Source organism: Iodobacter sp., from assembly GCF_025352645.1.
In the GTDB taxonomy this organism is placed as follows: domain Bacteria; phylum Pseudomonadota; class Gammaproteobacteria; order Burkholderiales; family Chitinibacteraceae; genus Iodobacter.
This window is the reverse complement of sequence record NZ_JANXSO010000133.1, coordinates 1-24,583: the sequence shown is the minus strand read 5'-3', so window position 1 is coordinate 24,583 and position 24,583 is coordinate 1. Positions and strand designations below refer to the sequence as shown.

The 24,583-nt window shown below is 47.1% G+C and carries 24 protein-coding genes and 2 pseudogenes; 25 read left to right on the top strand and 1 reads right to left on the bottom strand.

The window, feature by feature from the left end; genetic code table 11:
- The 9 genes and pseudogenes from Q0R17_RS15395 to Q0R17_RS15355 all read left to right on the top strand — a co-directional run.
- Positions 1 to 131: pseudogene (locus Q0R17_RS15395) on the top strand (IS1595 family transposase); the annotation flags it as partial.
- Between the two features lie 7 nt (positions 132 to 138).
- Positions 139 to 2,106: pseudogene (locus Q0R17_RS15390) on the top strand (DUF2345 domain-containing protein); the annotation flags it as partial.
- Positions 2,107 to 2,108: 2 nt separating this feature from the next.
- Entirely contained in the window at positions 2,109 to 3,491 is a 1,383-nt protein-coding gene (locus tag Q0R17_RS15385; RefSeq protein ID WP_293936367.1) for a hypothetical protein, read from the top strand.
- Positions 3,488 to 4,249, top strand: coding sequence for a hypothetical protein (locus Q0R17_RS15380; RefSeq protein ID WP_293936365.1), 762 nt, complete (start codon positions 3,488 to 3,490; stop codon positions 4,247 to 4,249). The genes Q0R17_RS15385 and Q0R17_RS15380 overlap by 4 nt, the downstream gene beginning before the upstream one ends.
- Positions 4,250 to 4,663: 414 nt before the next feature.
- The gene (locus Q0R17_RS15375; RefSeq protein WP_293936363.1) at positions 4,664 to 4,900 is read left to right on the top strand and encodes a hypothetical protein; all 237 of its coding nucleotides are present in this window, start codon (positions 4,664 to 4,666) and stop codon (positions 4,898 to 4,900) included.
- A complete protein-coding gene (locus tag Q0R17_RS15370; RefSeq protein WP_293936360.1) occupies positions 4,875 to 5,561 on the top strand; it encodes a hypothetical protein in 687 nt (228 codons plus the stop codon). The genes Q0R17_RS15375 and Q0R17_RS15370 overlap by 26 nt, the downstream gene beginning before the upstream one ends.
- A gap of 147 nt (positions 5,562 to 5,708) precedes the next feature.
- A complete protein-coding gene (locus Q0R17_RS15365; protein WP_293936358.1) occupies positions 5,709 to 6,449 on the top strand; it encodes a hypothetical protein in 741 nt (246 codons plus the stop codon).
- A gap of 61 nt (positions 6,450 to 6,510) precedes the next feature.
- Complete coding sequence (locus tag Q0R17_RS15360) at positions 6,511 to 7,125, top strand: hypothetical protein (protein WP_293936356.1); 615 nt, start codon at positions 6,511 to 6,513, stop codon at positions 7,123 to 7,125.
- Positions 7,126 to 7,321: 196 nt separating this feature from the next.
- Complete coding sequence (locus tag Q0R17_RS15355) at positions 7,322 to 8,062, top strand: hypothetical protein (RefSeq protein WP_293936354.1); 741 nt, start codon at positions 7,322 to 7,324, stop codon at positions 8,060 to 8,062.
- Between the two features lie 1,143 nt (positions 8,063 to 9,205).
- Here the strand turns inward: Q0R17_RS15355 and hpaR are convergent.
- Positions 9,206 to 9,640 carry a homoprotocatechuate degradation operon regulator HpaR gene (gene hpaR, locus Q0R17_RS15350; protein WP_293936351.1) on the bottom strand — a complete coding sequence of 145 codons (435 nt, stop codon included), beginning with the start codon at positions 9,638 to 9,640 and terminating at the stop codon, positions 9,206 to 9,208.
- 137 nt (positions 9,641 to 9,777) lie between these two features.
- On the opposite strand from hpaR, the gene Q0R17_RS15345 reads away from it, so the two are divergent.
- The 16 genes from Q0R17_RS15345 to Q0R17_RS15270 all read left to right on the top strand — a co-directional run.
- Positions 9,778 to 10,002, top strand: coding sequence for a hypothetical protein (locus Q0R17_RS15345; protein WP_293936348.1), 225 nt, complete (start codon positions 9,778 to 9,780; stop codon positions 10,000 to 10,002).
- Positions 10,003 to 10,085: 83 nt separating this feature from the next.
- Complete coding sequence (gene hpaH, locus Q0R17_RS15340) at positions 10,086 to 10,889, top strand: 2-oxo-hept-4-ene-1,7-dioate hydratase (protein ID WP_293936345.1); 804 nt, start codon at positions 10,086 to 10,088, stop codon at positions 10,887 to 10,889.
- 92 nt (positions 10,890 to 10,981) lie between these two features.
- Positions 10,982 to 11,758: an HpcH/HpaI aldolase/citrate lyase family protein gene (locus Q0R17_RS15335; protein WP_293936343.1), complete on the top strand. Its 777-nt coding sequence runs from the start codon at positions 10,982 to 10,984 to the stop codon at positions 11,756 to 11,758.
- Positions 11,759 to 11,816: 58 nt separating this feature from the next.
- Positions 11,817 to 12,773: a helix-turn-helix domain-containing protein gene (locus Q0R17_RS15330; RefSeq protein ID WP_293936341.1), complete on the top strand. Its 957-nt coding sequence runs from the start codon at positions 11,817 to 11,819 to the stop codon at positions 12,771 to 12,773.
- Positions 12,774 to 12,803: 30 nt separating this feature from the next.
- Positions 12,804 to 14,396: a GMC family oxidoreductase gene (locus tag Q0R17_RS15325; RefSeq protein ID WP_293936339.1), complete on the top strand. Its 1,593-nt coding sequence runs from the start codon at positions 12,804 to 12,806 to the stop codon at positions 14,394 to 14,396.
- Positions 14,397 to 14,446: 50 nt separating this feature from the next.
- Positions 14,447 to 15,238, top strand: coding sequence for an SDR family NAD(P)-dependent oxidoreductase (locus Q0R17_RS15320; RefSeq protein WP_293936337.1), 792 nt, complete (start codon positions 14,447 to 14,449; stop codon positions 15,236 to 15,238).
- A gap of 16 nt (positions 15,239 to 15,254) precedes the next feature.
- Positions 15,255 to 16,061: a MoaF C-terminal domain-containing protein gene (locus Q0R17_RS15315; RefSeq protein WP_293936335.1), complete on the top strand. Its 807-nt coding sequence runs from the start codon at positions 15,255 to 15,257 to the stop codon at positions 16,059 to 16,061.
- Between the two features lie 75 nt (positions 16,062 to 16,136).
- Positions 16,137 to 16,532: a nuclear transport factor 2 family protein gene (locus Q0R17_RS15310; protein WP_293936332.1), complete on the top strand. Its 396-nt coding sequence runs from the start codon at positions 16,137 to 16,139 to the stop codon at positions 16,530 to 16,532.
- Positions 16,533 to 16,781: 249 nt separating this feature from the next.
- Positions 16,782 to 17,687, top strand: coding sequence for a transporter (locus Q0R17_RS15305; RefSeq protein WP_293936330.1), 906 nt, complete (start codon positions 16,782 to 16,784; stop codon positions 17,685 to 17,687).
- Positions 17,688 to 17,856: 169 nt separating this feature from the next.
- Positions 17,857 to 19,362 carry an aldehyde dehydrogenase gene (locus Q0R17_RS15300; RefSeq protein ID WP_293936327.1) on the top strand — a complete coding sequence of 502 codons (1,506 nt, stop codon included), beginning with the start codon at positions 17,857 to 17,859 and terminating at the stop codon, positions 19,360 to 19,362.
- Positions 19,363 to 19,409: 47 nt separating this feature from the next.
- The gene (locus Q0R17_RS15295; RefSeq protein ID WP_293936325.1) at positions 19,410 to 20,660 is read left to right on the top strand and encodes an ABC transporter substrate-binding protein; all 1,251 of its coding nucleotides are present in this window, start codon (positions 19,410 to 19,412) and stop codon (positions 20,658 to 20,660) included.
- A gap of 2 nt (positions 20,661 to 20,662) precedes the next feature.
- Positions 20,663 to 21,541, top strand: coding sequence for a branched-chain amino acid ABC transporter permease (locus Q0R17_RS15290; protein WP_293936323.1), 879 nt, complete (start codon positions 20,663 to 20,665; stop codon positions 21,539 to 21,541).
- Positions 21,538 to 22,602, top strand: coding sequence for a branched-chain amino acid ABC transporter permease (locus Q0R17_RS15285; RefSeq protein ID WP_293936322.1), 1,065 nt, complete (start codon positions 21,538 to 21,540; stop codon positions 22,600 to 22,602). Before Q0R17_RS15290 ends, Q0R17_RS15285 begins: the two co-directional genes overlap by 4 nt.
- Positions 22,595 to 23,305 carry an ABC transporter ATP-binding protein gene (locus tag Q0R17_RS15280; RefSeq protein ID WP_293936319.1) on the top strand — a complete coding sequence of 237 codons (711 nt, stop codon included), beginning with the start codon at positions 22,595 to 22,597 and terminating at the stop codon, positions 23,303 to 23,305. The genes Q0R17_RS15285 and Q0R17_RS15280 overlap by 8 nt, the downstream gene beginning before the upstream one ends.
- A gap of 17 nt (positions 23,306 to 23,322) precedes the next feature.
- Positions 23,323 to 24,036 (top strand): ABC transporter ATP-binding protein, encoded by a 714-nt coding sequence (locus tag Q0R17_RS15275; protein ID WP_293936317.1) that lies wholly within the window; start codon positions 23,323 to 23,325, stop codon positions 24,034 to 24,036.
- Between the two features lie 159 nt (positions 24,037 to 24,195).
- Positions 24,196 to 24,583: contractile injection system protein, VgrG/Pvc8 family (locus Q0R17_RS15270; RefSeq protein ID WP_293936315.1), on the top strand; the 388-nt coding region annotated here is incomplete at its 3' end.

Genomic DNA, 24,583 nt, shown 5'->3' with positions numbered 1-24,583 from the left:
GCTATTTGGCGGAAATGCAGTACCGATTTAATAGGCGTTTTGATTTATGCGCCCTTATTCCCCGCATGCTGCATGCCTTACTCATTGCTAAGCCTTGCCCGCGAGGGCGATTAACTGAGCAAGAGACATAATCAGGTAAATGAAAGCGCGAACGACCAAGGTGATGGTGGGCAGCAAATTCAATCAACTCTGGAATATTACGATCCGCAAGCACATTACTATGCCAGCGATTTAGATGAGCTTAACCACGATGCAAAGTTGCGCCAAGATGCTTTAGACGGGCAAAAGAAATCATTTACTGGTTCAGGTACTTTACGGGGCTTGCAAGCTGGGCAGTGGTTTCGCTTAGAAGATCACCCTGCACATGAGTGGGATAGTGCCGAGCAACGAGAGTTTGCCATCACTGAGCTAAAGTTTACGGCTAATAATAATTTGCCGGTGGACCTTACTCAGCAACTTAGTTTAGTTGCCCCAAGCCTACTCGCCGCTTCAGCGAAAGATAATGCACCTTACCAAGCTGACTTTACTGCCCAAAGACGCGGCCAGCCTGTACTTAGCCATTTTGCAGAATTTACTAAGCCTACTAGTTTAGGTGTGCAAACCGCTACCGTAGTTGGTCCTGCCGGTTCAGAAGTCCACACCGACGAATATGGCCGAATTAAGGTGCAGCTCCACTGGCAACGTGCCGCTGAGCACCCCGAGTTTGGCGCTAATCTGGACGATAAGTCATCTTGCTGGATACGTGTTGCCTATCCATCGGCAGGCGCAAGCTGGGGCCATCAGTTTATACCGCGTATCGGTCAAGAAGTGCTGGTTGATTTTATTGAAGGGGATATCGACCGCCCAATTGTGACGGGTGTTGCCTATAACGGCAGCCATCCAGTGCCCTCATTCAGCGGCGCTGGTGCTTTGCCAGCTAATAAAACGCTATCAGGTATCAAAACCAAAGAGCATGAAGGCGGCCAATACGGCGAACTGTTGTTTGATGATACCAAGGGCGAAGTACGCACCAAACTATCTAGCGAGCACGGCAAAACACAGCTTAACCTTGGTTACCTAATCCACCCGCGCACCGACGGCAAAGGTGAGCCACGCGGCGAAGGCTTTGAGCTACGCACGGATAATCAAGGTGCAATTCGCGCCAATGGCCTGCTTATCAGCACCGAAGCCAAAAGTAGTGCGAGCGGCAAGCAGCTAGACCACAACCCCGCCCAAAGCCAGCTTGAATCAGCTTTAGCGTTGGCCCAAAGTCTAGGCGAAACGGCCACCAACCAACTCGCTGATACTATCGAAACCGGCGAAGGCGATAAAACCGTCAAGCCAGACAACAGCTCAGGCGGCAAAGCCACCACCGGCCACTTGCACCACCACGTACACGCCAGCAAAAGTTTTGAAGCGGGCAGCAATACCGATAAAGACAGTAAAACAAAATCCCAGGAACAGGCAGGTCAGCAAAAGATCATATTGCTGCACGGTGAGGACGGCGTAGCCATCACCAGCCCGCAAAGCCAGACTATCAGCGCAGGTACAAACTTAGACCTTGTTGCCCAGCGCGACACCAATCAAACCTCTGGCCGCCGCTGGATTCATAATGTAGGCCAGCATATCAGCCTGTTTGTAGCCGGGGTAAAAGACAAAGTTGCACTTAAGCTCATTGCTGCCAAGGGCAAAATCCAGATGCAAGCACAAAGCGATGACGTTGAAATCACCGCCGACAAAAACGTCAAAATCACTGCATGCAAAGAAAAAATAGAAATCGCCGCTGGGGACGAAGTGCTCTTCACAGCGGGCGGCGGCTATATCCGGCTAAAAGGCGGCAATATTGAAATTCATTGCCCAGGGGAAGTGAGTATTAAGGGCGCGAGCCATGAGATAAGCGGAGGAACAAGCTTAGTGAAGGAATTCAAATCTGAGGGCAAAAAAACAAATATGAAAATTAGATACGAAGATGCAGATGGAAACTCACCAAAAAATGAATTAATTCAATTGGCGTCTCAAGATGGCTCAGGGCACTCCTTGACGTTGGATAGCTCTGGTTGGGCCGAATTAAAAGATATTGATTTTGATAGCTTTAAAGCAAGTCAAATAGCTAGAAAAGGTAAATAATAATGAATAATTTGCCAGAAAAAAAAGTATATATCTGTTTGCCTGGGCAAGATGCAAAAGGTATTGTTGCAGGGTGTGCCAATCGAGTTATTTTACGTAAACATCGTGATGTTGTTTTTGATATAAACTTAAAGAAAGGGAATGCCTATACTTTAAGAGCTGAGAAATCTGATTTTTATAATGAGCGAGATAAAACTCTCGTTGAAGTAAATAAAAAACAAAAAGTATCATTTAAAGATGGCGAGCGATTTACAATTTGGGTGTCTAGAGAGTTTAAAGGAAGTCTGGTCTTAGAGCTAAATGGTGCCGTGATCGGAAAGTATGCTCCCAATAAGCTAGACGGCACAAAGTATGGCGATGATCCGAAAGTAAAACCTGAACCCATGCTTGTTGTGATGGGTAGTAAGGATGCATCGTTAGTTAAAATGCAATGTACCGCAGATGACCCATATGGTATGGGCCAAATTAATAAGCAGGAAGTTGATTTTTTCACTAAATATTTAGCTGATAAGAGTATGAAGCAGAGTCAGTTTGATTATGCTTCTTTTCAGCCACAAAAAACACAAGTGCAAGAACATGTAATTGTCGGCGAGTTGACTGCTAAAGAATTACACCCAGCTATTTTAGCTAAGTTGGATGCAGGTGGGCGTGTTTCAGGTACCCCTGAGCAAATTTTAGTTAAGGAGCCAATGGTTGGAAGTGATTTTTATCAAGTATTTAATAATGTGGTTAATAGCAATTTGTTTAAAGAACCTGCTGGATATGTGCAATCAAATTGGCGAGTGTTTAATATGCTTCTTATGAAAATGTATATAGAAAAATCGCTTAAAGGAACTTACCGTTATGTATTGAAAGGTCGGCTGATTACCCCTGCTGGTATAACTAATGCTTCAAAAACCATAAAGATGCCGGTAGGTCACCCAAATGCTGAGTTTTTAGGAGGAAATTATTCAGTTAGAGGAAGGGGGGGGATGGGGGGATTTAAAAGAGTATTTTTGACCACGGCTTCGAATGCAGTCTCAGGTTTGAAAATAGCAGCTATTGGTACTGTTATTGATTTATATGGTGATGCCACAACAGTTTTTGGTGATGAAAAGAGTAATGATATTAGTGAATTTTTAGGGCGAGCAGGCGTTAGTTTAATAAAAGCTGCCACAACAACACTACTTGCTAGTGTTGCTATTATTGGATTTAACACCGTTCTAGCATCATTTTTTAGTGTTAGCCTTGGTGTTGTAGGTGGTGCGGTTGTAGGTACGACAGCTATACCTGTTTTTTTGGCAATAGCGATTGTTATTGGTGGTTATGTTGTTTCTGCGTACATTGTCGATTGGGTTGACGATAGGTTAAAGGCTAAGGAATACATTGCGAGTAAAGTTAAATGAAAGATTTATTAAATAATATAAAGCATGTTTTTTGTATTCTTATTGCAGTGGTTTTATATCAAGCATTTTGTATTGTTGGTGGAGTTGCAATATTGCATAAATATACTGGAAAAAATCCTGAATTTAGTGGGTTTTTTTTAGTTGTTTTATTTTCTTTAGTTTTTATTTTTGGATTGGCTTATATTTACTTTTGGATGAGGCGTGAATCCGGTGCTTTTAATGTATATGTTTTTAAGTCATTGTCTGGAGTGGCATTGATTTGCCCTTTTATTACTCTCGCAAGCCCTGCTTTTTATGCGTACTCGTCAGCGACGAGTATTGGCCTTATGTTGCGAATAACGTGTTGTGTTTTCTTGCTTTTTGGTGTACTTAGAGCGGCTTATTTTTTTATAAAAAACAATGAAAAATTTGTTCTAATGACGATGGACAATACATACAATAAATCGTTATTGCAGGAAGTAGACTTACTTTCTTTAATTCCCGATAAATATGTAATATATCTTAAGCCTGTAACAGTGCTGGGCCCTATTGGTATGGTTTTAATGCTTGCAGGACTTAACTTAAGGAACGTTTATCCGGTTTTTTCCGCGTTATCCATTGCGTTTACTACTTTTCTACTAATTATTTTTTTATTTGATCGATGTTTAATGTTGATTGGACTTGCTTTTGTAATTAAACAAGCTCAAGTAAAAGCGGGAGTAGTATTGTTCTTCGATGAAAAGAAGAAAAATGTATCTAAACGAAGAAATAAAAAATAAACAGGGGGCAGGCCACACTTCATTGTTAATATCTATTTGTTATATTTAACAGAAAAATGGGGCTAGGCTTTTTGTTTTGATTCAAAATAAAAGACCTGCCCCCAACGCTCGCTCAAGAAGTAAAAAAACCACACACTTGGCCATTGGTATGGCGCAATTCAAGGAGAGTACGATCCTTACTATGCTGGTGAAAAATATAATAGCCGAGGAGGAAGAATAACAGGATCGTATAGTTGGGTTAATGGGAATTGTGGTGATGTTGATGCCCAAAAATTCAGAGGACGCGGATTTAAACAATTAACTGGCAGGGTAAATTATGCTGCATATTGGGTCTATAGAGGCTTCATTTCAAAATCATCTTTTGACGATTCATGGTGGACAGATCCTGCTTATAGAAACAGGCAGGTTTCTGGAATGAGGAAACGACCCGCTGAAATTACAAACCCTCAAGAAATATCTGTTTCTGAATATGGATGTATTGACGCAGGAGGATTTTATCTGACCTTTTCTCGACCAAATGTAAAAATCACGATGAATGGCAGGGATAACCCCGCTATCACAGCTGTGACATATGCTATCAATGGTGGCGATATTGGCCTCCCAGAACGAATTCTTGAGACTAAACATGCTGAAAAAATACTTTGCGAATAAATACTTCACTGTTTTATTGTTATTATTTTCCTCGCAATCATTTGCAATAGAAATTGAAAATTTTGATGTTGAAATAAATAACAATGGAGAGTCAATTATAACTAGTGAACGCGGCATAAAGACATATTGTAAAATAAATGGCATAGATATTTTTAACAGTGAAAAAGACTTTGTTTTGACTACAGCTAGATTAAGTTATGACAAAAAAACATTAATATTAACGGACAATAGTTATGTTTTTATAGATGATTTTCTTGCTTGCCAAGGAAAAATAACAGCTAGACATAGCTCGCTTTTTCTCCGTGATGTTAATAAGAAAAAAGGGCTATTATTGACAATTGACTCGATTACAACAAATCCAGCTAATTATCTAGCGACAATATCGAAGATGGATGGGACAGATTTGATTATAAAAAACAATAGCTTTTATAAAAAAGGAGTTTCATTAAGAAAACAAGGAAAATTTGCATTTATAGATGCCAGAGAGGGGGTTATATCGATGAATGGAGAATATGTTTCCCCTAGTGGCGACCCCGATTGCAGTGAAGGTGCTTATCCAGGTGTAATTGAAATTAAGACGGGGAAAAGAATAATAATAAAGAAATCTAACGAGATTTCAGATCAGGAAATAAATACTCGCTGTATGGAGCTTTTTGAATAACATTTACAATATAAGGCAAAGGGAGGGGAGCTTAACCCTGACTTGTAATTCTAGAGGTCGTTCCTTATGTCATGGGAGGGAGGATGACTGTGAAGTCAGACTAAAAGTAGCTCATGCAGCAAAAAATATTTTATTGGACTTTTAAACATGGAGATTAAAGCCTATCCACTACTTTTTGTGTTTATTTTTAACTACACGAGTGCTCAAGCTATCATAGCTTCTAGAACTTCGGAAAATTCTTTATCTTTTTCAGAAGAAGGTAAGTCTTTTTCATGCAAAACTAAATTTAAATATAAAAGTTTTAATTACTCAAATGATGGGCATTTTTTAATCTTTTACTCTCTTGAGACAGATTATAAAAATCCTATTCAATCAGGTTTTGTTGATTTATTGTCGGCATATGAAAACTGTAGCAAGGGATTTAAAATAGAAATAAGCCCTGCCCCCAAATATGAATTAATAGTTGATATAAACAAAAAATCAAATATTTTAATCACTAAAAACTTTTATTTATATAAAACAGGTGCTGTAAATAACATTGATGGAAAATGGCTTATCAGTGTATGGCGATATAACAATTTACAGCCAATAATCTTTCCTTTTAGCCCTTTAAAATCTGAGTATAAATACATTTACAGCTCCGAATTAAATTCAGGCTTGTTAAACAAGGGGTTTGCTTCGCCAACTCCAATGGATAATAGAGAGGATGGGGTGTCAACATTAAAGGTTAATTTTATTTCTGATGATGGAAAGTATATAGCTCCAGTTGGGGTGACCTGTGACCCTTTTGCTGGTGAAATTTGGAGTATTGACAGAAAAGAGCGAGTATCTTTCGATGAAGTGGATGAGAGTGCTCGTGCTTTGAAATGCCGTGAGCTTTTTAAGTGATGGAAAAACAGGGTCAGGGTAATTTACTTCGAAAACTTTGACCCTATTTTGGTGTGAAATTATGAATAAATCATATTGTATTTTTTTATTTCTGTTTGCTTTTAGTGCAAAAGAGGCATTTTCTAATGAAGTGAAAAAAATAAATTATTGCGACATTGTTTGGTTGTCAGTTGTTAGTCCTATTGATTCAAATGCAATAAGGAATAATTCAAACAATCTTCAAAGACTTAATATGCCCACATGGGGCAAGGAGGCAGATCTAAACCCCGCCAAGATAAAAACAAAAATTACTGCATGTGATAGGGTGATTCCAATAAATAGAACTGATAACAGGAAAAAATCTGAAGCATTTATTGATCTTAAAAGCCCTATCCCTGAATTGATTTTAAAGAAAATAAATGAGAACAGCCTAACATCATCAGACCTAGTTGATGATGGAGTCCCCGTCGAAGGTCTTAATATCGAGTTCAAAAAAAATAAGAAAGGAATTTATTATGCCATTGACAAAAAAATTTCTGACTCTATAAGCAATAAAGAATTTTCATTCTATTCTTTATCAGGAAACCCTCCTTATATTCGTTACTCTGTAAATTACAATCCAAAAAACAATATGGATATTGATTTTATAAAATCAGTCAATCTATTGTTTTCTACAATGGAGACAAATTGGGATTAAGGGAGAAAGTATTGCATTTCATAATATATATAGCCTCATTTTATCATGCGGTTGCACATCTTTTACCTAAGCTAGGCCACACCTTGAGTTTGTAATTTCAAAGGCTGTAATCTATGTAATTAATGTGGTTATATCAATTAGGAAGGCTAGTAAAAATTAACTCGTACAGCAAAAAATATTTTATTGGATTTTTAACATGGGGATTAAAGCCTATCCACTACTTTTTGTGTTTATTTTTGACTATGCTAGTGCTCAAGCTCTTATAGCTTCCAGAACTTCGGAAAGTTCTTTATCTTTTTCAGAGGAAGGTAAGTCTTTTTCATGCAAAAATAAATTTAAATATAAAAGTTTTAACTACTCAAATGATGGTCAGTTTTTGATTTTTTACTCTCTTGAGTCTGACTACAATAATCCTATTCAATCAGGCTTTGTTGATTTATTGTCTGCATATGATAGTTGTAGTAAAGGCTTTAAAATAGGAATAAGCCCTGCGCCTAAGTATGAATTAATAGTTGATATAAACAAAAAATCAAAAATATTGATTACTAAGAGTTATTATCTATATAAAACAGGTGCTGTAAATAATATTAATGGAAAATGGCTTATCAGTGTCTGGCAATATAATAATTTAAAGCCATTAACCTTTCCTTTTAGCCCTTTAAAATCTGAATATAAATATATTTATCACTCCGAACTAAATTCAGGCTTGTTAAACAAGGGGTTTGCTTCGCCAACTCCAATGGATAATAGTGAGGATGGGGTATCAACATTAAAGGTTAATTTTATTTCTGATGATGGAAAGTATATAGCCCCAGTTGGGGTGACCTGTGACCCTTTTGCTGGTGAAATTTGGAGTGTTGACAGAAAAGAGCGAGTATCTTTCGATGGAGTGGATGAGAGTGCTCGTGCTTTGAAATGCCGTGAGCTTTTTAAGTGATTGAGTATGTGTAAGAGCATTTTGTGGAGAATGAGGGGCTTTGGGAGTGAGGGATAGCACTGTATATGTCTTATTCTTTGCTTACTTCTTAGGCAATCCAGTGAAATTATAGCGCTAGATTGCATCGTAACTTCACTAAGTGTCATTGTAGCGATTTTGATCTAGTACGATTTTGGGCTAAAAATGAAGGCTAGATTTGTCTTCCTGTTCTCTGTCCGGTCAGCAGCTTTCAATAGTCTACGGCACTAAAACTTTTTAGCAGGGAAGTCCTTGATGAAACGCTTTGGCAGCTGCCGTTTGCCGGTCCGCTGCCGGTCCATTTGTTTTAAAATGTTACATAAGCGGCTGAAAAGTAAATTAATGAAAACCTTCTTATGTGGGAACTTCCTTGCTGAAAAGGTCGATTAGCTTTTGTATTGGGGATTATCCGGCAAGAACAGATTCAGGCCGGTGGAGCATAGGACTTCCCCTGAACTCCGCTTATTTGTTGCTATTTTTAGTGAAAACGCCGTCCTCATAATCCTTTGGTCCTCGGTTCAAGTCCGAGCAGGCCCACCAGTAAAATAAAACGGCTTACGCATAGATTGCGTAAGCCGTTTTATTTTGTGCCCCTGAAAAGTGCATTTTCAGTGCAGTAACGATTCCTAGAGCCAGATAGATATCTTCACGAAGCCCTGCTTAGGGGCCTAGAGGGATGATGCGCTTGAAATATTGGTCTTCTCATTCCAAAACTTTTCATACAAACAGTAACGCTGAAGACGGGTGCAGAAGCGCTGAAGATGAAATGGTTCGTGGTGTGTTTATTTAGCGAATTGCATCTGAGCTTCGCCTTGCTCCCACCAAACTATTTGACTCTGCTGCTATCACCATCAGGATTCTGCTGCTCAAAAAATGTAAGGGCCCGTGATGTGCTGTTTATTCATGCGGCAGGGCTCCTTGAAATGGGTAAGTGTTAGAGCCGTCTGTGGCCAGAACATATCGAAAAAAATGTGCCTACCTCTCCAGATAGTCAGGAATAAGCCCGCTATTTTCGCTGCTTTCCACTTCGATAATTGAGCTAGGTGATGATCGAAGTGTCTATTGGGCTTAGACCACGGCCGTTTTTTAAGCTGGGCGGGTTTTAAAGCGAGCCGCCGTGGCACCTTAGTGGTTCTGACTATTGGCTAAAAACCGGTCTAGCGCGGCATAAAGCTCTTCGATATTCGCGCCTAGTGGTTCACTTTCTAGTGTTAGATATTCTTGCTCTATCAGTGGAGCAATGTCGTTAAACAGGCGCTCGCTTTTAGCGGTCAGGCGCACATTGACTCTGCGTTGATCAGTATCCATCCGCGTGCGCGTAACCAGCCCTAGTTCCCCCATGCGGGCTAATACGCCGGTTAAGCTTGGGCTGAGAATCTGGCAATTTTCGCAAATTTCCCTCGGCTCCATCATTCCTCGCTCACTTAGCGAGCGAATAATTCGCCACTGCTGCTCGGTAATATTATGGTGGTTCAAAATAGGCCGAAACCGTGCCATGACGACTTCTCTTGCCTGCAGCAACAGTAACGCTAAATTACGATGCTTTAGCGGCTTCTTCATGCTTTTTTCTCCATTTTCAGCGTTACAAAATTTATGGCTTACCCTGATTGACATACTAACATATTAGCGAATAATATAATTAACATGTTAGTGAATTAGTAGCCGCGCAGTGAATGTAACGATCCTCGGGACGCAATATGAAAGCAGCCACTCAAGCTCATCAGATTGATCAGGACCCACTATGCGATGACTGCGCTGTGCAGCAGCATGGGCTGCTGTTTCCGCTGCTCAAAAGGCCTGCACTACTTTCAAAACGGGTGCGCAGCGCATCAGATCAGCGGCCGTACGTTGTTTTATTAAATCAGCAGGCTTTTTACTTCAGAGAAAAGTATGGGGCTGGCACGGTCATGGCACATGACTGAGTGCTATATAGCGGCTACCCAGCAATAAAAAATTCGCATATACAAGATTGCAAAGATTCATTTCACTTTACTGGAAGACTCTTATGTTAGCTGAGCACGTCATTCAAGAGCTGGCGAATAAACTTCACCAGGCAGAAAAAAACCGTACTCCGTTGCGGCACTTTTCTAAAGATTATCCACTGATGACAATTGAAGAGGGCTATCAGATTCAGCGTGCGTGGCTGGCGATTAAGTTGGCAGAGGGGCGGGTGATCCGTGGCCGAAAAATTGGCCTGACTTCACGCGCCATGCAGCTCTCTTCACAAATCACCGAGCCAGATTACGCACCCTTGCTGGACGATATGTTTTTTGAGCAGGGTGGAGATATTCCGGTGGCCCGCTTTATTGCGCCACGCGTGGAGGTGGAGCTGGCTTTTATTTTGGGCAAGCCATTAAAAGGGCCAGATATCTCTTTGTTTGATGTGCTGTCGGCCACCGATTATGTGACGCCAGCGATAGAAATTATTGATGCCCGAATCGAGCAATTCGATCGAGATACCAAGGCTCCGCGCAAGGTGACGGATACCATTTCTGATTTTGCCGCCAATGCCGGCATTGTGCTAGGCGGCACTCCCGTGCGCCCACACGATCTGGATTTGCGCTGGGTTGGCGCCATGCTGTTTAAAAATGGCGTGATTGAAGAAACCGGCTTAGCTGCGGGGGTATTAAATCATCCGGCGATTGGGGTTGCTTGGCTGGCGAATAAAATTGCCCCTTATGGTGAGCAGCTTAATGCGGGTGACATTGTGCTGGCTGGCTCGTTTACCCGGCCAGTGGCTGCCAGTGCAGGGGATACCTTTCAAGCCGATTATGGTCGGCTAGGGCAAATTGCTTTTCGCTTTGCCTAGGCGCTCAGCCGGAAAATAGCTAGCCACAGTGCTTAGTCAGGCTGACATCGTTTTGCTTAAGTTCTGCTCATTATTAAAGGGAAGAAACAGCCATGGATATGCCGCACAACCATTTCAAGCAGGGGCTGGCAGAAAACCGCCTGCAATTGGGTTTGTTTTTAGGCCTAGCCAGTACGCTGAGTGCTGAAATACTCGCCGCTTGTGGTTTCGATTTTTTATTAATTGATGCAGAACACAGCCCGAATGATCTGCCTTCTGTGCTGGCGCAGTTGCAGGCGATGGCGGCGTATCCAGTTTCTGTGATGGTACGGCCAGCCAGTCATGATCCGGTTCTGATCAGGCAGTTGCTAGGGGTCGGCGCACAAACCTTGCTGATCCCCATGGTAGAGAGTGCGCAGCAGGCACAGGCTCTGGTGGCGGCGGTGCGCTATCCGCCGAGGGGGATTCGTGGTGTGGGCACGGCGCTGGAGCGTTCAGCCCGCTGGAATCATGTGGCGGATTATTTTGCTCAAACCGAGGCGCAAACTTGCCTGCTGCTGCAAATTGAGTCCTGTGAGGGGGTTAAAAACTTGGACGAGATTCTGCAGGTGGACGGCGTGGATGGGCTCTTTATCGGCCCCGCTGATTTGGCCGCCTCTATGGGGTATTTGAATCAGCCTGCTCACCCTGAAGTACAGGCGGTTATTGAGCAGGCGCTGGGAAAATTGCGCGGGGCAGCAAAAGCGGCAGGGATATTTTCTACTGATCCGCAACTGCTTAAAAAATATCAGGCTAGTGGGGTGCGCTTTTTAGCGGTGGGGGCAGATACGCAGATATTGCGTAATGCCGCTGTAAATCTACGTCAGGGTTTCAGCAGCAAGGCCGCTTAATCCCAAGCTGGTGGTCGGTAGTACATCGTTTGGCCGTACTTAATAGGGTGGGGGCAGCATGTTAACAGCATCTTTTTTGACCAGCACAGTACCATCGGCACAGCGTCGTGCTTATTGGAGCAAGGTGATGTCGGCCTATTTTGGCGAGCACAGTGCGCATTGTGTGAATGAGGGGATATTCGATGCGTGCCTGACAAGGTATGACATTGCTGCCTTACAGATGTATTTGATCTCCTGCCCCCCGCACTGGATAGAGCGTGGCGAAGTCCGGCGTGATTGTCATGCCAGTGATTATATGAAGCTGATTCTGCCGCTGAACGGTGCTGTAAAAATCACTCAGGGCGGCGCCGTGATTCAGCTGGGCTGCGGCGATTGGGGCTTATACGATTCACGCGCACCCTACCGCGTGGATGTCGACGCTACCGAAATCCTGGTGATGCTGATTCCGCGCAGCAGCCTTATCGGTTTTAAGCTAGATGGTTTGCAATGTTCGCCGTCGCAGCACCCCGAAACCCGTGGTCTGAATTCAGTGCTGTCTGCCGTATTGCGCTCGCTGGCTCAATATGCTGATGAATTACCCGCCAGCGTACATACCTCACTGGCCGAAACCGTATTGGGATTGCTGGCATCGGCGCTTGCAGCCGAGCAGGCCTCCAGACGTGGGCAGCTTCATCTTCCTGCCGTATTGCGTTTACGGGTGAAGCATTTTATTGCCGCGCATATTACTGACCCTGAATTAAGCATAGAGAGCATTGCCCATGAAATGCGCTGCTCAAAGCGCTATCTACACCGCATTTTTGAAGAAGAAGGCAAGACCATAGACCGGTATATCTGGTGGTATCGGTTGGAGCGATGCCGCGATACTTTGCAGGCCTGTGCGGGCAGTAAGCGTTCTATTTCAGATGTTGCTTTTTCATGGGGCTTTAACAGCAGTGCTCATTTTGGCCGCATGTTTAAAGAAACATACGGCGTGGTTCCGCGTGATTATCAGCGGGAAGTGATGTTGTCACATTAAGCCTTACCAAAAGAAAAATGGAGTCTGTGTATGACGCAATTTGATTATGTGGTGGCAGGTGGCGGCTCGGCTGGCTGTGTTGTGGTAAACCGGCTGGTAAAGGCTGGGTATAAGGTATTGCTGATTGAGGCTGGGCCCAAAGATGACACGATGTTTATCCATATGCCTGGCACTTTTATCCGAGTATTGGGCACTCGCCGCACTTGGCAGTATCGGTGTGAGCCACAGGCTGCGGCAGCCAATCGCACCATGATTATTCCCCAAGGGCGCACGCTGGGCGGCGGCAGCTCGGTGAACGCCATGATTTATATTCGCGGCACCCAACAAGACTACGATGGGTGGCAGGAGCAAGGGTGCAGCGGCTGGGGCTGGGATCAGGTCTTGCCTGTATTTAAACGCGCCGAGGCGAATCAACGTTTATCGGGGGCATACCACGGCGTGGACGGTTTGCTCACTGTGTCAGACGTGCGCTACCGGCATCCTTTAAGCCAAGCTTTTGTTAAGGCGGCTCAGGAAACCGGCATTGCTTATAACGATGATTTTAATGGTGAACAGCAGGCCGGAGCCGGTTTTTATCAAACCACCACCTACAAAGGGCGGCGCGCCAGCACGGCGGCGACTTATCTGGCGCAGGTGCTGAACAATCCTTTACTAACGGTGGCGACTGATTGCCATGTATGCAAAGTGCTGATTGAGCAGGGCGTGGCCACTGGCGTGGTGTATCGCAAGAGCAGCGGTAGCGAAATAACGGTGCGTGCCACAAAAGAAGTGATTCTTGCCGCTGGGGCGCTGGCAACACCCAAGCTGCTGATGTTATCTGGCATTGGCCCAGCGCAGCATCTAAGCAGCTTTGGCATTACACCGATCAAGGATTTACCTGCAGTTGGTGAGCATTATCAGGATCATCTAGAAGTACCGGTGTATGGGCGCACCAAGCAGCCCATTAGCCTGCTGGGGCAGGATCACGGATTAAACGCGCTGAAACACGGCTTGCAATATCAGCTGTTTAAAACTGGCCTGCTCACCTCCAATGTGGTGGAAAGCGGCGGCTTTATGGATACCACGGGCGAGGGGCGGCCCGATGTGCAGTTCCATGTGCTGCCAGTGTTGGCGGGGGACGCTGATCGTGCGCCGCTCGCTGGCCATGGTATTTCACTGAATGTGTGCTTTTTGCGGCCCAAATCACGCGGAAAAATACAGCTGCGCTCTACAAATCCACTCGACCCTATTGTGCTGGATGGTGCTTATTTATCGCACGACGACGATGTACAGACGCTGATTCGTGGCGTGAAGCTGGCCCGAAAAATTCTGCGCGCGCCATCGCTGGCCAAGGTTATAGAGCGGGAATTACTGCCTAGCGCTGACGAGCAACTGAGCGATGCCGCGATAGAAGAGCATGTGCGCCTCTATGCCAAAACGGTATACCACCCCGCATGCAGCTGCCGCATGGGCAATTCTGAGCTCAACTCCGTAGTGAATCCTCGCTTACAAGTACATGGCATCGCTAATTTACGAATCTGTGATGCCTCTGTGATGCCGGATCTCATCAGCGGCAATACCAATGCGCCAGTCATCATGATTGCAGAGCGTTGCGCTGATTTTATTTTGCAGGATCAAGCATAAGGCATCGTAATAATTGTTTTTTCCCTCACCTGAATAAGGACACCCTGACGATGAATTTATTTCAAGGAAAAGTTGCGCTAATCACCGGTGGCGGCACTGGCATTGGGGCGGCTGTGGCTCGGCAGTTTTGTGCTGAAGGGGGCAGGGTGGTTCTGATGGGACGGCGCGCCGCGCCTCTGGCAGAAGTGGCTGAGCCCTTGGGCGGTTTAGTGGTGGTGGGCGATGCCGCAAATCCTAGCGATGTACGCGCCGCATTGCATGCCGCGCGGGAGGCTTTTGGTGGCGTTGATATTTTGGTAGCTAATGCTGGTGGGCATGGTGTTGGGGCCTTGCTGGATACTGATGATGCATCTTGGTCATTATCCACTCGGCTCAATCTGGATACGGCTTTTGTCTGCGCCCGTGAGCTGATGCCTGAGCTGATCAACCGTAAGGGCAATATCGTGGTTTTATCTTCGCTGGCTGGGCACTTTGCTGGGCCTGATGTGGTGGGTTACGTCACCATGAAACACGCCCTGATCGGCCTGACCCGCTCTTTGGCACGTGATTATGGCCGCTATGGAGTGCGTGCGAATGCGGTTTGCCCCGGCTGGGTACGTACCGAAATGGCCGATCAGCAGATGCAGTTGTTAATGGATCGATATCAGCTGCCTGATCTAGATGCTGCGTATGCCATGGTGACCAAAGATGTACCGCTGGGCCGCGCGATCAGCTCGGACGAGGTTGCTCAATCGGTGTTGTTTTTAACCTCTGATCAGGCGCGGATGGTGACCGGCATCTCATTGATGATTGATGGGGGTGCATCGTCGGTTGATTTGCCAACGATTGCATTTGCTCACTAAATAAGGAGTCACAGACATGACACAGATTCGCCCTGCTGGCTGGAAAAACTACGATGACTTTGCCAAAGGCATCGCCACTAATCGCCTGCCCGCCAGTGATGCACTGGTTGGGCGCACTTTACAGTTAAATCTGCCTGACCGATGTCTGACTTTGCGGCTACTAAGCTCTCATGAGCTGCATTGGCTTGAGCAGCTCCATCAGCAGCCTGATCAGCACAGTGGCACGGACTGGTATGAGGCGATTGAAGTGGCGGCAGATACTTATTTTATCGATATGCTGCAGGGCGCACGCCCTCAGGATGCGCTGACGATCGTGGTGAATCTGCGCAGCCTGCGCGTGCTGGCGATTCGCTGCCATGTGCAAGCTGCAAGTGAGGCAGGGGCAGAACCACGTGTACAGCAGACGTTTATGGTAGGCATTTTAGGCAGTGATCCCGCTCTGGCCAGTGGCATGGTGCCGCATGAAAGCCGCAATTTAATTGGGCTGCGTACTTTTCAGCATTACAGCCCTGAGCATACCTATGAGCATACCTATCTGAATTCCCTACGTTATGCATGGCAATGTCTGGTGGGAGTACAGCGTGGGCATGGTGATGTGGATCTGGCTAGTTATTACCAGTTTGATGACGAGCAGTATATTTTTACTTTCCGCGAATTCATCATTCCGGTGGCATCGGTGTTCTTTTTTAATTTCTCAAGCAATCGCTCTACCGGTAAGTTTTTGGGGGTGACGGGGGACGGGCAGATTGCCAATAATCCAGCGGGGGCTTTTATAGAAAAAGCGTCTGTCACGATGTATTCCAGTGAGCAGCAACCTCTTTAGCCGCTTCAGAGCGGATGTAAAACTGTTCCAGCGCCGCTGGGCAGTTTTGGCCTAAATCCTTTTTTAGGGAAATACATGATGCACAGCAATTTACTCATTATTGTCGAACACTATGCGGCATCCGCCAGACAAGATATTGCCGCAATGATGGCTGATCTAGCTGACGATGTGCAATGGACTGAAATGGCCGGTTTTCCTTGCGCCGGAACCTATATCGGCAAGCAGCAAATCATCGAAGGGGTTTTTAAAGTGCTGGGCAGCGAGTGGAATGATTATAGGTTCACTCTAGAGCGTTTAATTGATGGTGGAGACAGCATTGTGGGGATTGGTGATTACAGCGCCAGCCACCGTCAGAGCGGTAAAGCCATGAAGGCAAGGGTTGTGCATGTGTGGCAACTATCGGGCGGCAAGATCCGCAAATTTGAGCAGTTTACCGATACTTTGCTGGTGGCTCAGGCGATGTCGTCATGAATGGCTGCGGCCGGTTTTAGATGCATCCCAATGCTAGTTTAAGTGCACTGTTGGTATAAACGAAAGAGGTAGCGCGCCCTACTATGACATGCAGCTGATTTATTACAGATGCTAAGTAAGCAGACAAAAGATATTCGGCATGGTTACTCCTTACTCCGTACCCGATGCACTGCCAGTGCGCCTTGCTGAGCCACTTTTGTTTCCATACTTAGCACGATTTCTGATCAATTACCTTCATAAGAGATCGCAATGAAAAAATGCTCAGTCATACCCGTAACAAAGCGCTTATCCCTTGCTATGGCTTTGTCTGCCTGTGCCGCCAGTGCACTGGCCACTGAAGGCGGGGGAGGGATGTATCCAAACGGCAACGAGAATTATCTGGTAGCCGCTATGCCACCTCCCGGGGTCTATGTTCTTGAATATCTGATCGGCTACCAAGCCGATAAATTAAGGGATAACCACGGCGATCAGATTCCACTCGATTTTAACGTCAAGGTTGCCGCAGCGGCGACGCGCCTGATTTGGGTAACGGATCAGAAAATTCTGGATGGTCAGCTGGCCTTGCATGTGATTGCGCCACTGCTGAATGTAGACGTGAGCGTGGCGGGAAAAAACCAGTCGCAGACGGGTTTGGGCGATATGGTGTTTGGTGCCGGTTTGGGTTACCACGCCTCCGATAAATTGCACTATGTGTTTGCTGTAGACATTAATGCACCCACCGGCCGCTATGATAAAAATGATCTGGCTAATCTGGGGCGTAATTACTGGAATATCGAGCCACTGGCAACAGTCAGTTATATCCAGAAAAGCGGCTTGAATGCCGATCTGAAAGTCATGTATGACTTTAACGGCAAAAATAAAGACAGCGATTACACTTCCGGGCAGGAGCTGCATGCTGATTATGCGCTTGGTTGGGGCTTTGGTAATGGGCTGGTGGCTGGGGTTGGTGGCTTTCTTTATCAGCAGATCACTGATGACAAAGTAGGGGGTGTAACCCTAGCCGATCAACGTGGCCGAGCAATGTCGATAGGGCCAACTATTAAATACGATAACGGCAGTGGCTTCTTTGTGACCGCCAAAATAGAAAAGGAATTTGGCGTCAGAAATCGTGCTGACGGAACCGGCATCAAAGTTAAATTTAATATTCCCTTCTAGTCAGTTTGGGAGTTTAGTCACCAGGCAAACGTTTTCCAGCATCGCGTTACTCGGTGCCGCATGCTGGAAAAACGCTGCTTTCCTGTTTGGTCCATGCCACATTGAATGGGCAGTCCGTTGGCTGGAACAGATCTTTATAACCGTTTATGTGGTTTTTTTGGAGGGCAGTATGGGTCATCCTTTAGCAGAATTTACACATGGTGAAGTGAAGAAATCCAGTTTTCTGGCCAGACAAAAATTTGGCATCTTTATTGATGGGCATGAATCCGCTACAGAGCGTTATTACCCCGTGATTGATCCGGCCACCGGCCTAGAGATTGCTCAGGTTGCTGATGCCAGTGCAGGCGATGCCGATCGAGCTATTGCCTCTGCTCGGCAAACTTTTGAATCTGACCCATGGGCTGGGATGCGTCCGGCAACGCGTGAGCGGTTGTTGATCAATTTAGCTCAGCTGATTGAAAAACACGGTGATGAGCTAGCCGCGATAGAAACACTGGAAAGCGGAAAACTGCTGGGGGTTGCTAAAGCCATTGATGTGGGTTCTGCCAGCGAATATGTGCGCTATATGGCGGGCTGGGCCACTAAAATTACCGGCAGTACACTGGATTTATCGATCGGATTTCCTCCTGGCGTGGCTTATTCTGGTTATACGCGCCGTGAGGCGGTGGGCGTGGTGGCTGCAATCGTGCCGTGGAATTTTCCTTTGGCCATTGCAATCTGGAAACTCGCTCCGGCGCTGGCCTGCGGTTGTACCGTGGTATTAAAGCCCGCTCAGGAAACCCCGCTGACCGCTCTGCGGCTGGCCGAGCTAGTGATGGAAGCCGGCTTTCCAGCTGGAGCGCTGAATGTACTGACTGGCAGTGGCTCTGAGGTGGGGGAAGCTCTAACCCGCCACCTTGGCATAGATAAAATCAGCTTTACCGGCTCAACCAGTGTTGGCAAACAGATCGCCCATGCCGCTGCCGATAATCTGAGCCGCGTGACGCTGGAGTTGGGGGGTAAATCCCCCATGATTGTGATGGCGGATATGGAGGCGGACGTGGCGGCACAGGGTGCTGCGATGTCGATTTTCTTTAATCAGGGTCAGGTTTGCACGGCCGCATCTCGATTGTTTGTGCAACGTAGCAAAATAGATGAGGTGGTGGAACGGCTCAGTACGATTGCCAACGCAATGAAACTGGGTTCAGGGTTCGATCCCGAATCACAAATGGGGCCGTTAATTTCACAACGGCATATGCAGCGGGTGATGGCGCATATTGAGGAAGCAAAACAGGCGGGTGGCGAAGTCACAGCAGGGGGCTGCACCGAATTTGACCGTGGTTATTTTGTCCGCCCAACCGTGTTTATTAATACCAGCGCCGCAATGCGGATTAATCAGGAGGAAGTATTTGGCCCCGTGGTGACGGTGACGCCTTTTGATGAGGCGGAAGAAGCGATACAGCTGGCCAATGACTCGGCTTTTGGATTGGCTGCAAGTATATGGACGCATGATCTGCATCAGGCGCATCGTTTTATTCCAAAAATCAAAGCGGGCATGGTGTGGGTGAATACGCACAATATGCTGGACAATAATCTGCCATTAGGTGGGGTAAAGCAATCGGGTTTTGGTCGTGATTTAGGACATTCTGCAATTGAGCAATTTACTGAATTGAAATCGGTTTGTATTGCGTATTAACAGTACTCAGTTAAATCAGCATAAATCGGATAAATGGAGAATTGACAATGAATAAAATGTTTTTAATAGCCTCTGTGATGGCAGTAGGAATCAGCACTCAGGTCATGGCCGCAGAAAAAGTGAGCTGTGGCTTAAATAACGGCAAAAAAGCGACCGGCCAGCCGATTCCGCTTGGGGCCGTGGTGGGTAAAACTGGGCCGGATGATTTTAGTAGCTCGGCTCAGGCGGCCAGTGCCTATTTTAAATGCGTGAATGAGAACGGCGGCATTAATGGCAGGCCGGTTGAATACACCGTTGTGGATGATCAGTGGAACCCAGAAATAGCGGCCCAGCTGGCTTCTAAATTAGTACAGGATAAAAAAGTCGTCGCCATGGTGGGCAGCACCAGCTTTGTGGAATGCGGTGCCAATGCCAAGCTCTATGAGCAGGCGGGGCTCATGGTGATCGCCGGTGTGGGTGTGCCGCGTGAATGTTTTCAATCTAAAAACTATGTGCCGATGAATACCGGCCCAAGGTTGGCAACCACCATGGCGGCGATTTACGCGAATAAGCATTACAAGGCAAAAAAATTCGTTTGTATTGCGCCAAATATCCCAGGGCTGGGTGAATGGGCTTGTGGTGGGGTGCGCGCTTGGGGGGGCAAGGAAGGCGTGGTGTCGGAAACCATTTTGATTGATCCAGGCTCTGCAGATGCCAGCTCGGTGATCCTGCAGGCGAGCTCTAAAAACCCAGATGCAATTATTCTGAGCCTGTCTAAAGGTTTGCTGATTCCTATGCTGGCAGCGGCTGAGCAGCAGAATCTGGGCAAGAAAATCAAATTTCTAGCGCCTGCCTCCGGCTATAACGTAGAAGTGCCCAAAGCGATTGGCCCGTATTGGAAAGATAATTTCGATGTATCACTGGAGTTTCACCCGCTGGATGCCAATACAGTAGAAAACACAAACTGGCTGGCGCTGATGAATCAGTACGGGAATAAAAAAGATCAGCGCGATACGTTTTCCCAAGCCGGTTATCTGAGCGCCAGGCTAACCACCGAAACCCTGCTGAAACTTGATCCGGCCAAAATCACCCGTGCCAGTGTGAGCGAAGCGTTGCGTAAAATTGTTGATTTTAAAAGCGAGCTGCTGTGCCGTCCTTTCTATATAGGTACAGGAAAACGCCACAATGCCAATAATTACAGCCGTGTTGCTTCATCGACCGGTACGGGCTGGGCGGTGCGTTCGGAGTGCAGCGCGGTACTTGATCCGGAGTTAGCTGATGTTCAGCTGGATGAACAACAGCTTAATCTAAGGAGATAGTGATGCCTGAATCTGCTGTTTTTCTGATTCCCTATCTGATCTCTGGGCTGGGTATAGGGGCAGTGTATGCCTTGTCCGGAGTGGGGCTGGTGGTGCTGTACCGCGCGTCCGGCGTGCTTAACTTTGCCTTTGGTGCTCTGGGTGCGATTAGCGCCTATTGCGCCTGGTCTTTGCTGGATATGGATTATCCGCAGATTGTGGTGTGGCCGCTGGCTGTGCTGGCTTCCACTTTACTGTCTTTACTGTACGGCGCTGTGCTGGCACCTCGGCTAGCACACCGTGACCGTACTACCCGCAGTATTGCAACGCTGGGATTCGCGCTGGTGGTGCTGGGTTTTACCGAATGGTACTGGGGGGAGGCTGCACGCCGCCTCTCTTTGCCCACGGATGTGGAATCCATTGATTTTGGTGATATCCGTCTCACCTATACGCGCATTCTCAGCTTGGTATTGGCGGTACTAATGATGCTGGCGATTGGCATTTTGCTACGTAAAACGCGGCTTGGCCTGTATATGCGGGCGCTGGCTAATAATCGTCAGCTCAGTGCCGTACTGGGGATTTCTGTGATCAGAGTAGACACCGCCGCTTGGCTGATTTCCGGTGCTTTTGCCGGTGTGTGCGGTTTGCTACTGGCCAATATCGTGCGTTTACAGGCCACCACTCTCACCTTTATGGTGATTCCGGCCTTTGCCGCTGCCATTGTGGGGCGTTTATCCTCACTGCCAATCACCGTTGCTGCTGGCGTGGTGATTGGGATAGCAGAAGCACTGGCAATTACTATTCCTGGTTTTGCCATCTATCGCTCTGTCACGCCGTTTGTACTGGCGCTGCTTGCGATGATGGTTTTTGCCGCGATCTATCCTGCCTCGGTTGAATCATGAAGATGATGAGTTTCCATCTCCCCAAACAGGCGAATGCACTGGCTCGGCCGAATGTAAACGAGGCTCAGCGCTATCGCACCTTGCTGCAGATTGCCGTGGTGCTGACGGTGATTGCGCTGGTCCTACCTGCGTTATCCAATGCCTATTGGATTAAAATATTTACCTCAGTATTTATTTGCGCCATTGCCGCGTCGGGCGTCGGCTTACTGTACCGGCAGCTGGGGCTGGTGTGTTTGTCGCAATACGCGCTGATGGGGGTGGGGGGATGGATTTCATTACGAATCTATCACGCATGGGGCTGGCCATTTGAAGCCTGTGTATTGGCTGGAGCCGTTGGTGGCAGCATGATGGGCATGGTGGGAGGCTTGCCTGCGCTGCGTTTGCGTGGTTTGTACTTAGCGCTCACTACCCTGATGATGGCAGGGGCTTTTCAGGTGTTTATCGGCGCAATTAATTTTCCGGATGGTGGAGAGGGCCTGAGCGGCCGAGCAATGGATGGTGCACGCTTGATGATGTCGCGGCCTTTTCTGGCAGAAACAGACAGCGCTTTTTTACGTTACGTGCTGGTTTGGCTAGCGTTTGCGCTGTGCCTGATTGAGCTGCATCGTTATTCCAGAGTAGGGCGCAGCTGGGCGCTGATCCGCAAGGGTGACACCAGCGCACTGAGCGCCGGGGTGAATATCATCTTCTATCAGACTTGGGCATTTGGTCTGGCGGGGTTTTTAGCGGGCTGCGCAGGCGGGCTGCTGGCGGGGGCCATTGGTAGCCTAGATGGCAGGGCCTTTACAGCCAGTGAATCGATCTTAATGTTTGCCTTGTCGATTGTGGGCGGTGTGTATAACTGGTTCGGCGTCATTATCGCCGGCTTGCTATTGCGCGCCGTACCCGCCTCATTATCTGATTTAGGGGTGAGCGGCTATGTGGCAATGATGTTTTTTGGTGTGGCCCTGCTGCATGCGTTGATTACCGCACCAACTGGCATTGCTGGTCAGCTGGCTGATTTACTGAGCAGAGTCCCTGCATTTATTAGGCGTTTAATAGAGCGGAAACAGCATGATTAACATTGCCGGTTTAACAGTCAGGTTTGGTGGGGTTAAAGCGATTAATGCGCTGGATGCCAGATTTACTGCGCCGATCTGTGGATTGATCGGCCCAAATGGCGCAGGTAAAACAACCCTACTCAATACCTTGAGTGGTTTTGTAAGGCCAGAGAGCGGCACGCTTGAACTAGACGGGCAGCTGCTTAACCCGCTTAAACCGGCCGCTCGTGCTCGGTTAGGTATTCGCCGTAGTTTTCAGACTGAACAGGTGGTAGAAGACCTGAGCGTATGGGATAACGTGCTGGCGATTTTGGATCACTTACCGCTGGTGGCTCAATATACTAGGGCTGCAGAAGTCGCCCGCGTGCTTGATTATGTGGGCTTAAGCGGGGTGGCGCAGCAAGCAGGCTGCAGCTTGAATCTATATCAGCGGCGCATGGTTGAGTTAGCCAGAGCATTGGCGGGTAAGCCGCGTTTACTCTTGCTGGATGAGCCGGGGGCGGGCATGAATGAGGTTGAATCTTTGCAGCTGCGTCAGCTGATTCTGGGGATTCCGCATTTTTGCCAAGCGCAGTTGATCCTAATCGATCATGACGTTGAGCTTATTTCTGCCACCTGCGAAGAAACGCTGGTGCTTGATTTTGGCCGCTGCATTGCTCTAGGCCCGACCCGTGCCATGCTAAAACAGCCTTGCGTTAGAAAAGCCTATCTGGGCGAAAATTGAACTTATCTTGAGCCGCTATGACTACAACATCCTTACAGATTGCCGAGCTGGTGGTGAACCGTTCAGGCAAGCAAGTATTACACGGTGTTTCTCTGAACATACCGGCTGGCGCGGTAACTACGCTGCTGGGTGCAAATGGCGCGGGGAAATCGAGCTTGGTGTTGGCGATTGCTGGTGTTATTGCGCCGGCTTCTGGCACGGTGTCCGCCAATGGCAAGATATTAACCGGCTTGCGCCCAGAGCAGGTTAGAAAGCAGGGCGTGGCCATTGTGCAGGAAGGGCATCAGGTTTTAAGCGAATTAACGGTGCTGGATAATCTGCGTGCTGCTGGTTCTGCCTTATCAAACCAAAAATTGCAAAGCGGAATAGAACGGATGATGGTTATTTTTCCGGAGCTAGAAGCCAAATTAAGCAGTCGTGGTGGTGATCTATCTGGCGGGCAAAAGCAAATGGTCTCTATCTCGCAGGCGTTACTGGCCGTGCCGCAGTATTTGCTGATTGATGAGCTGTCGCTGGGGCTGGCTCCCGGGGTTGTTAAACGGCTGGCGGAGACCGTGCAACAGATTGCTGAATCTGGGGTGGGCGTACTGTTAATCGAGCAATTCACCAGCATCGCGTTAGGCCTCGCTGAAAAAGCCTATGTGATGGAGCGCGGGCGCATTGTGTTTTCTGGCTCTTCACAGCAGCTACGCGATGACCCAGCCATTTTGCACAGTGCTTATCTAGCCTGAGTGATTGCTGTGTACCCGATGGATTTACGCTGTGTATTGAGTGCCGTGTTAATAGATTAAATACCTTATGGTGGTAGTAAGTAAAAATTAAAAACGATGTATGATGAGCTAAGGCTTTGTGTAATACTGCAAATCTTACACTCTAAGTCGCTGATTTTTATGAACCCTATTGATCTGCTTGCTTCGTTTGCCGCTGCTTTTAATCAGGATAACCGCCTTATTTCGCTTCAGCTTGGCGATGGTGCAGCGTGGGGGGAACAGTTACTCCCCCAGCACGTCACAGGCAGCGAGGGGATTAATCGGGAATATCGCTATCAAATAAACTGCCTATCCCCCAGTGATAATTTAGAACTCAAATCGCTCTTAGGCTTGCCAGTGGTATTGTCTATTGCAGACGCCAATGGCGGTGTGATCGAGCGTTGCGGGGTCATCACCCAAGCGCAGTTACTTGGCTCTGATGGGGGTTTTGCTAAATACTCGCTCACAATTGAACCGCCATTTGCGCTGCTGAGATACCGCCGCACTTCTCGCGTGTTTCAAGACATCA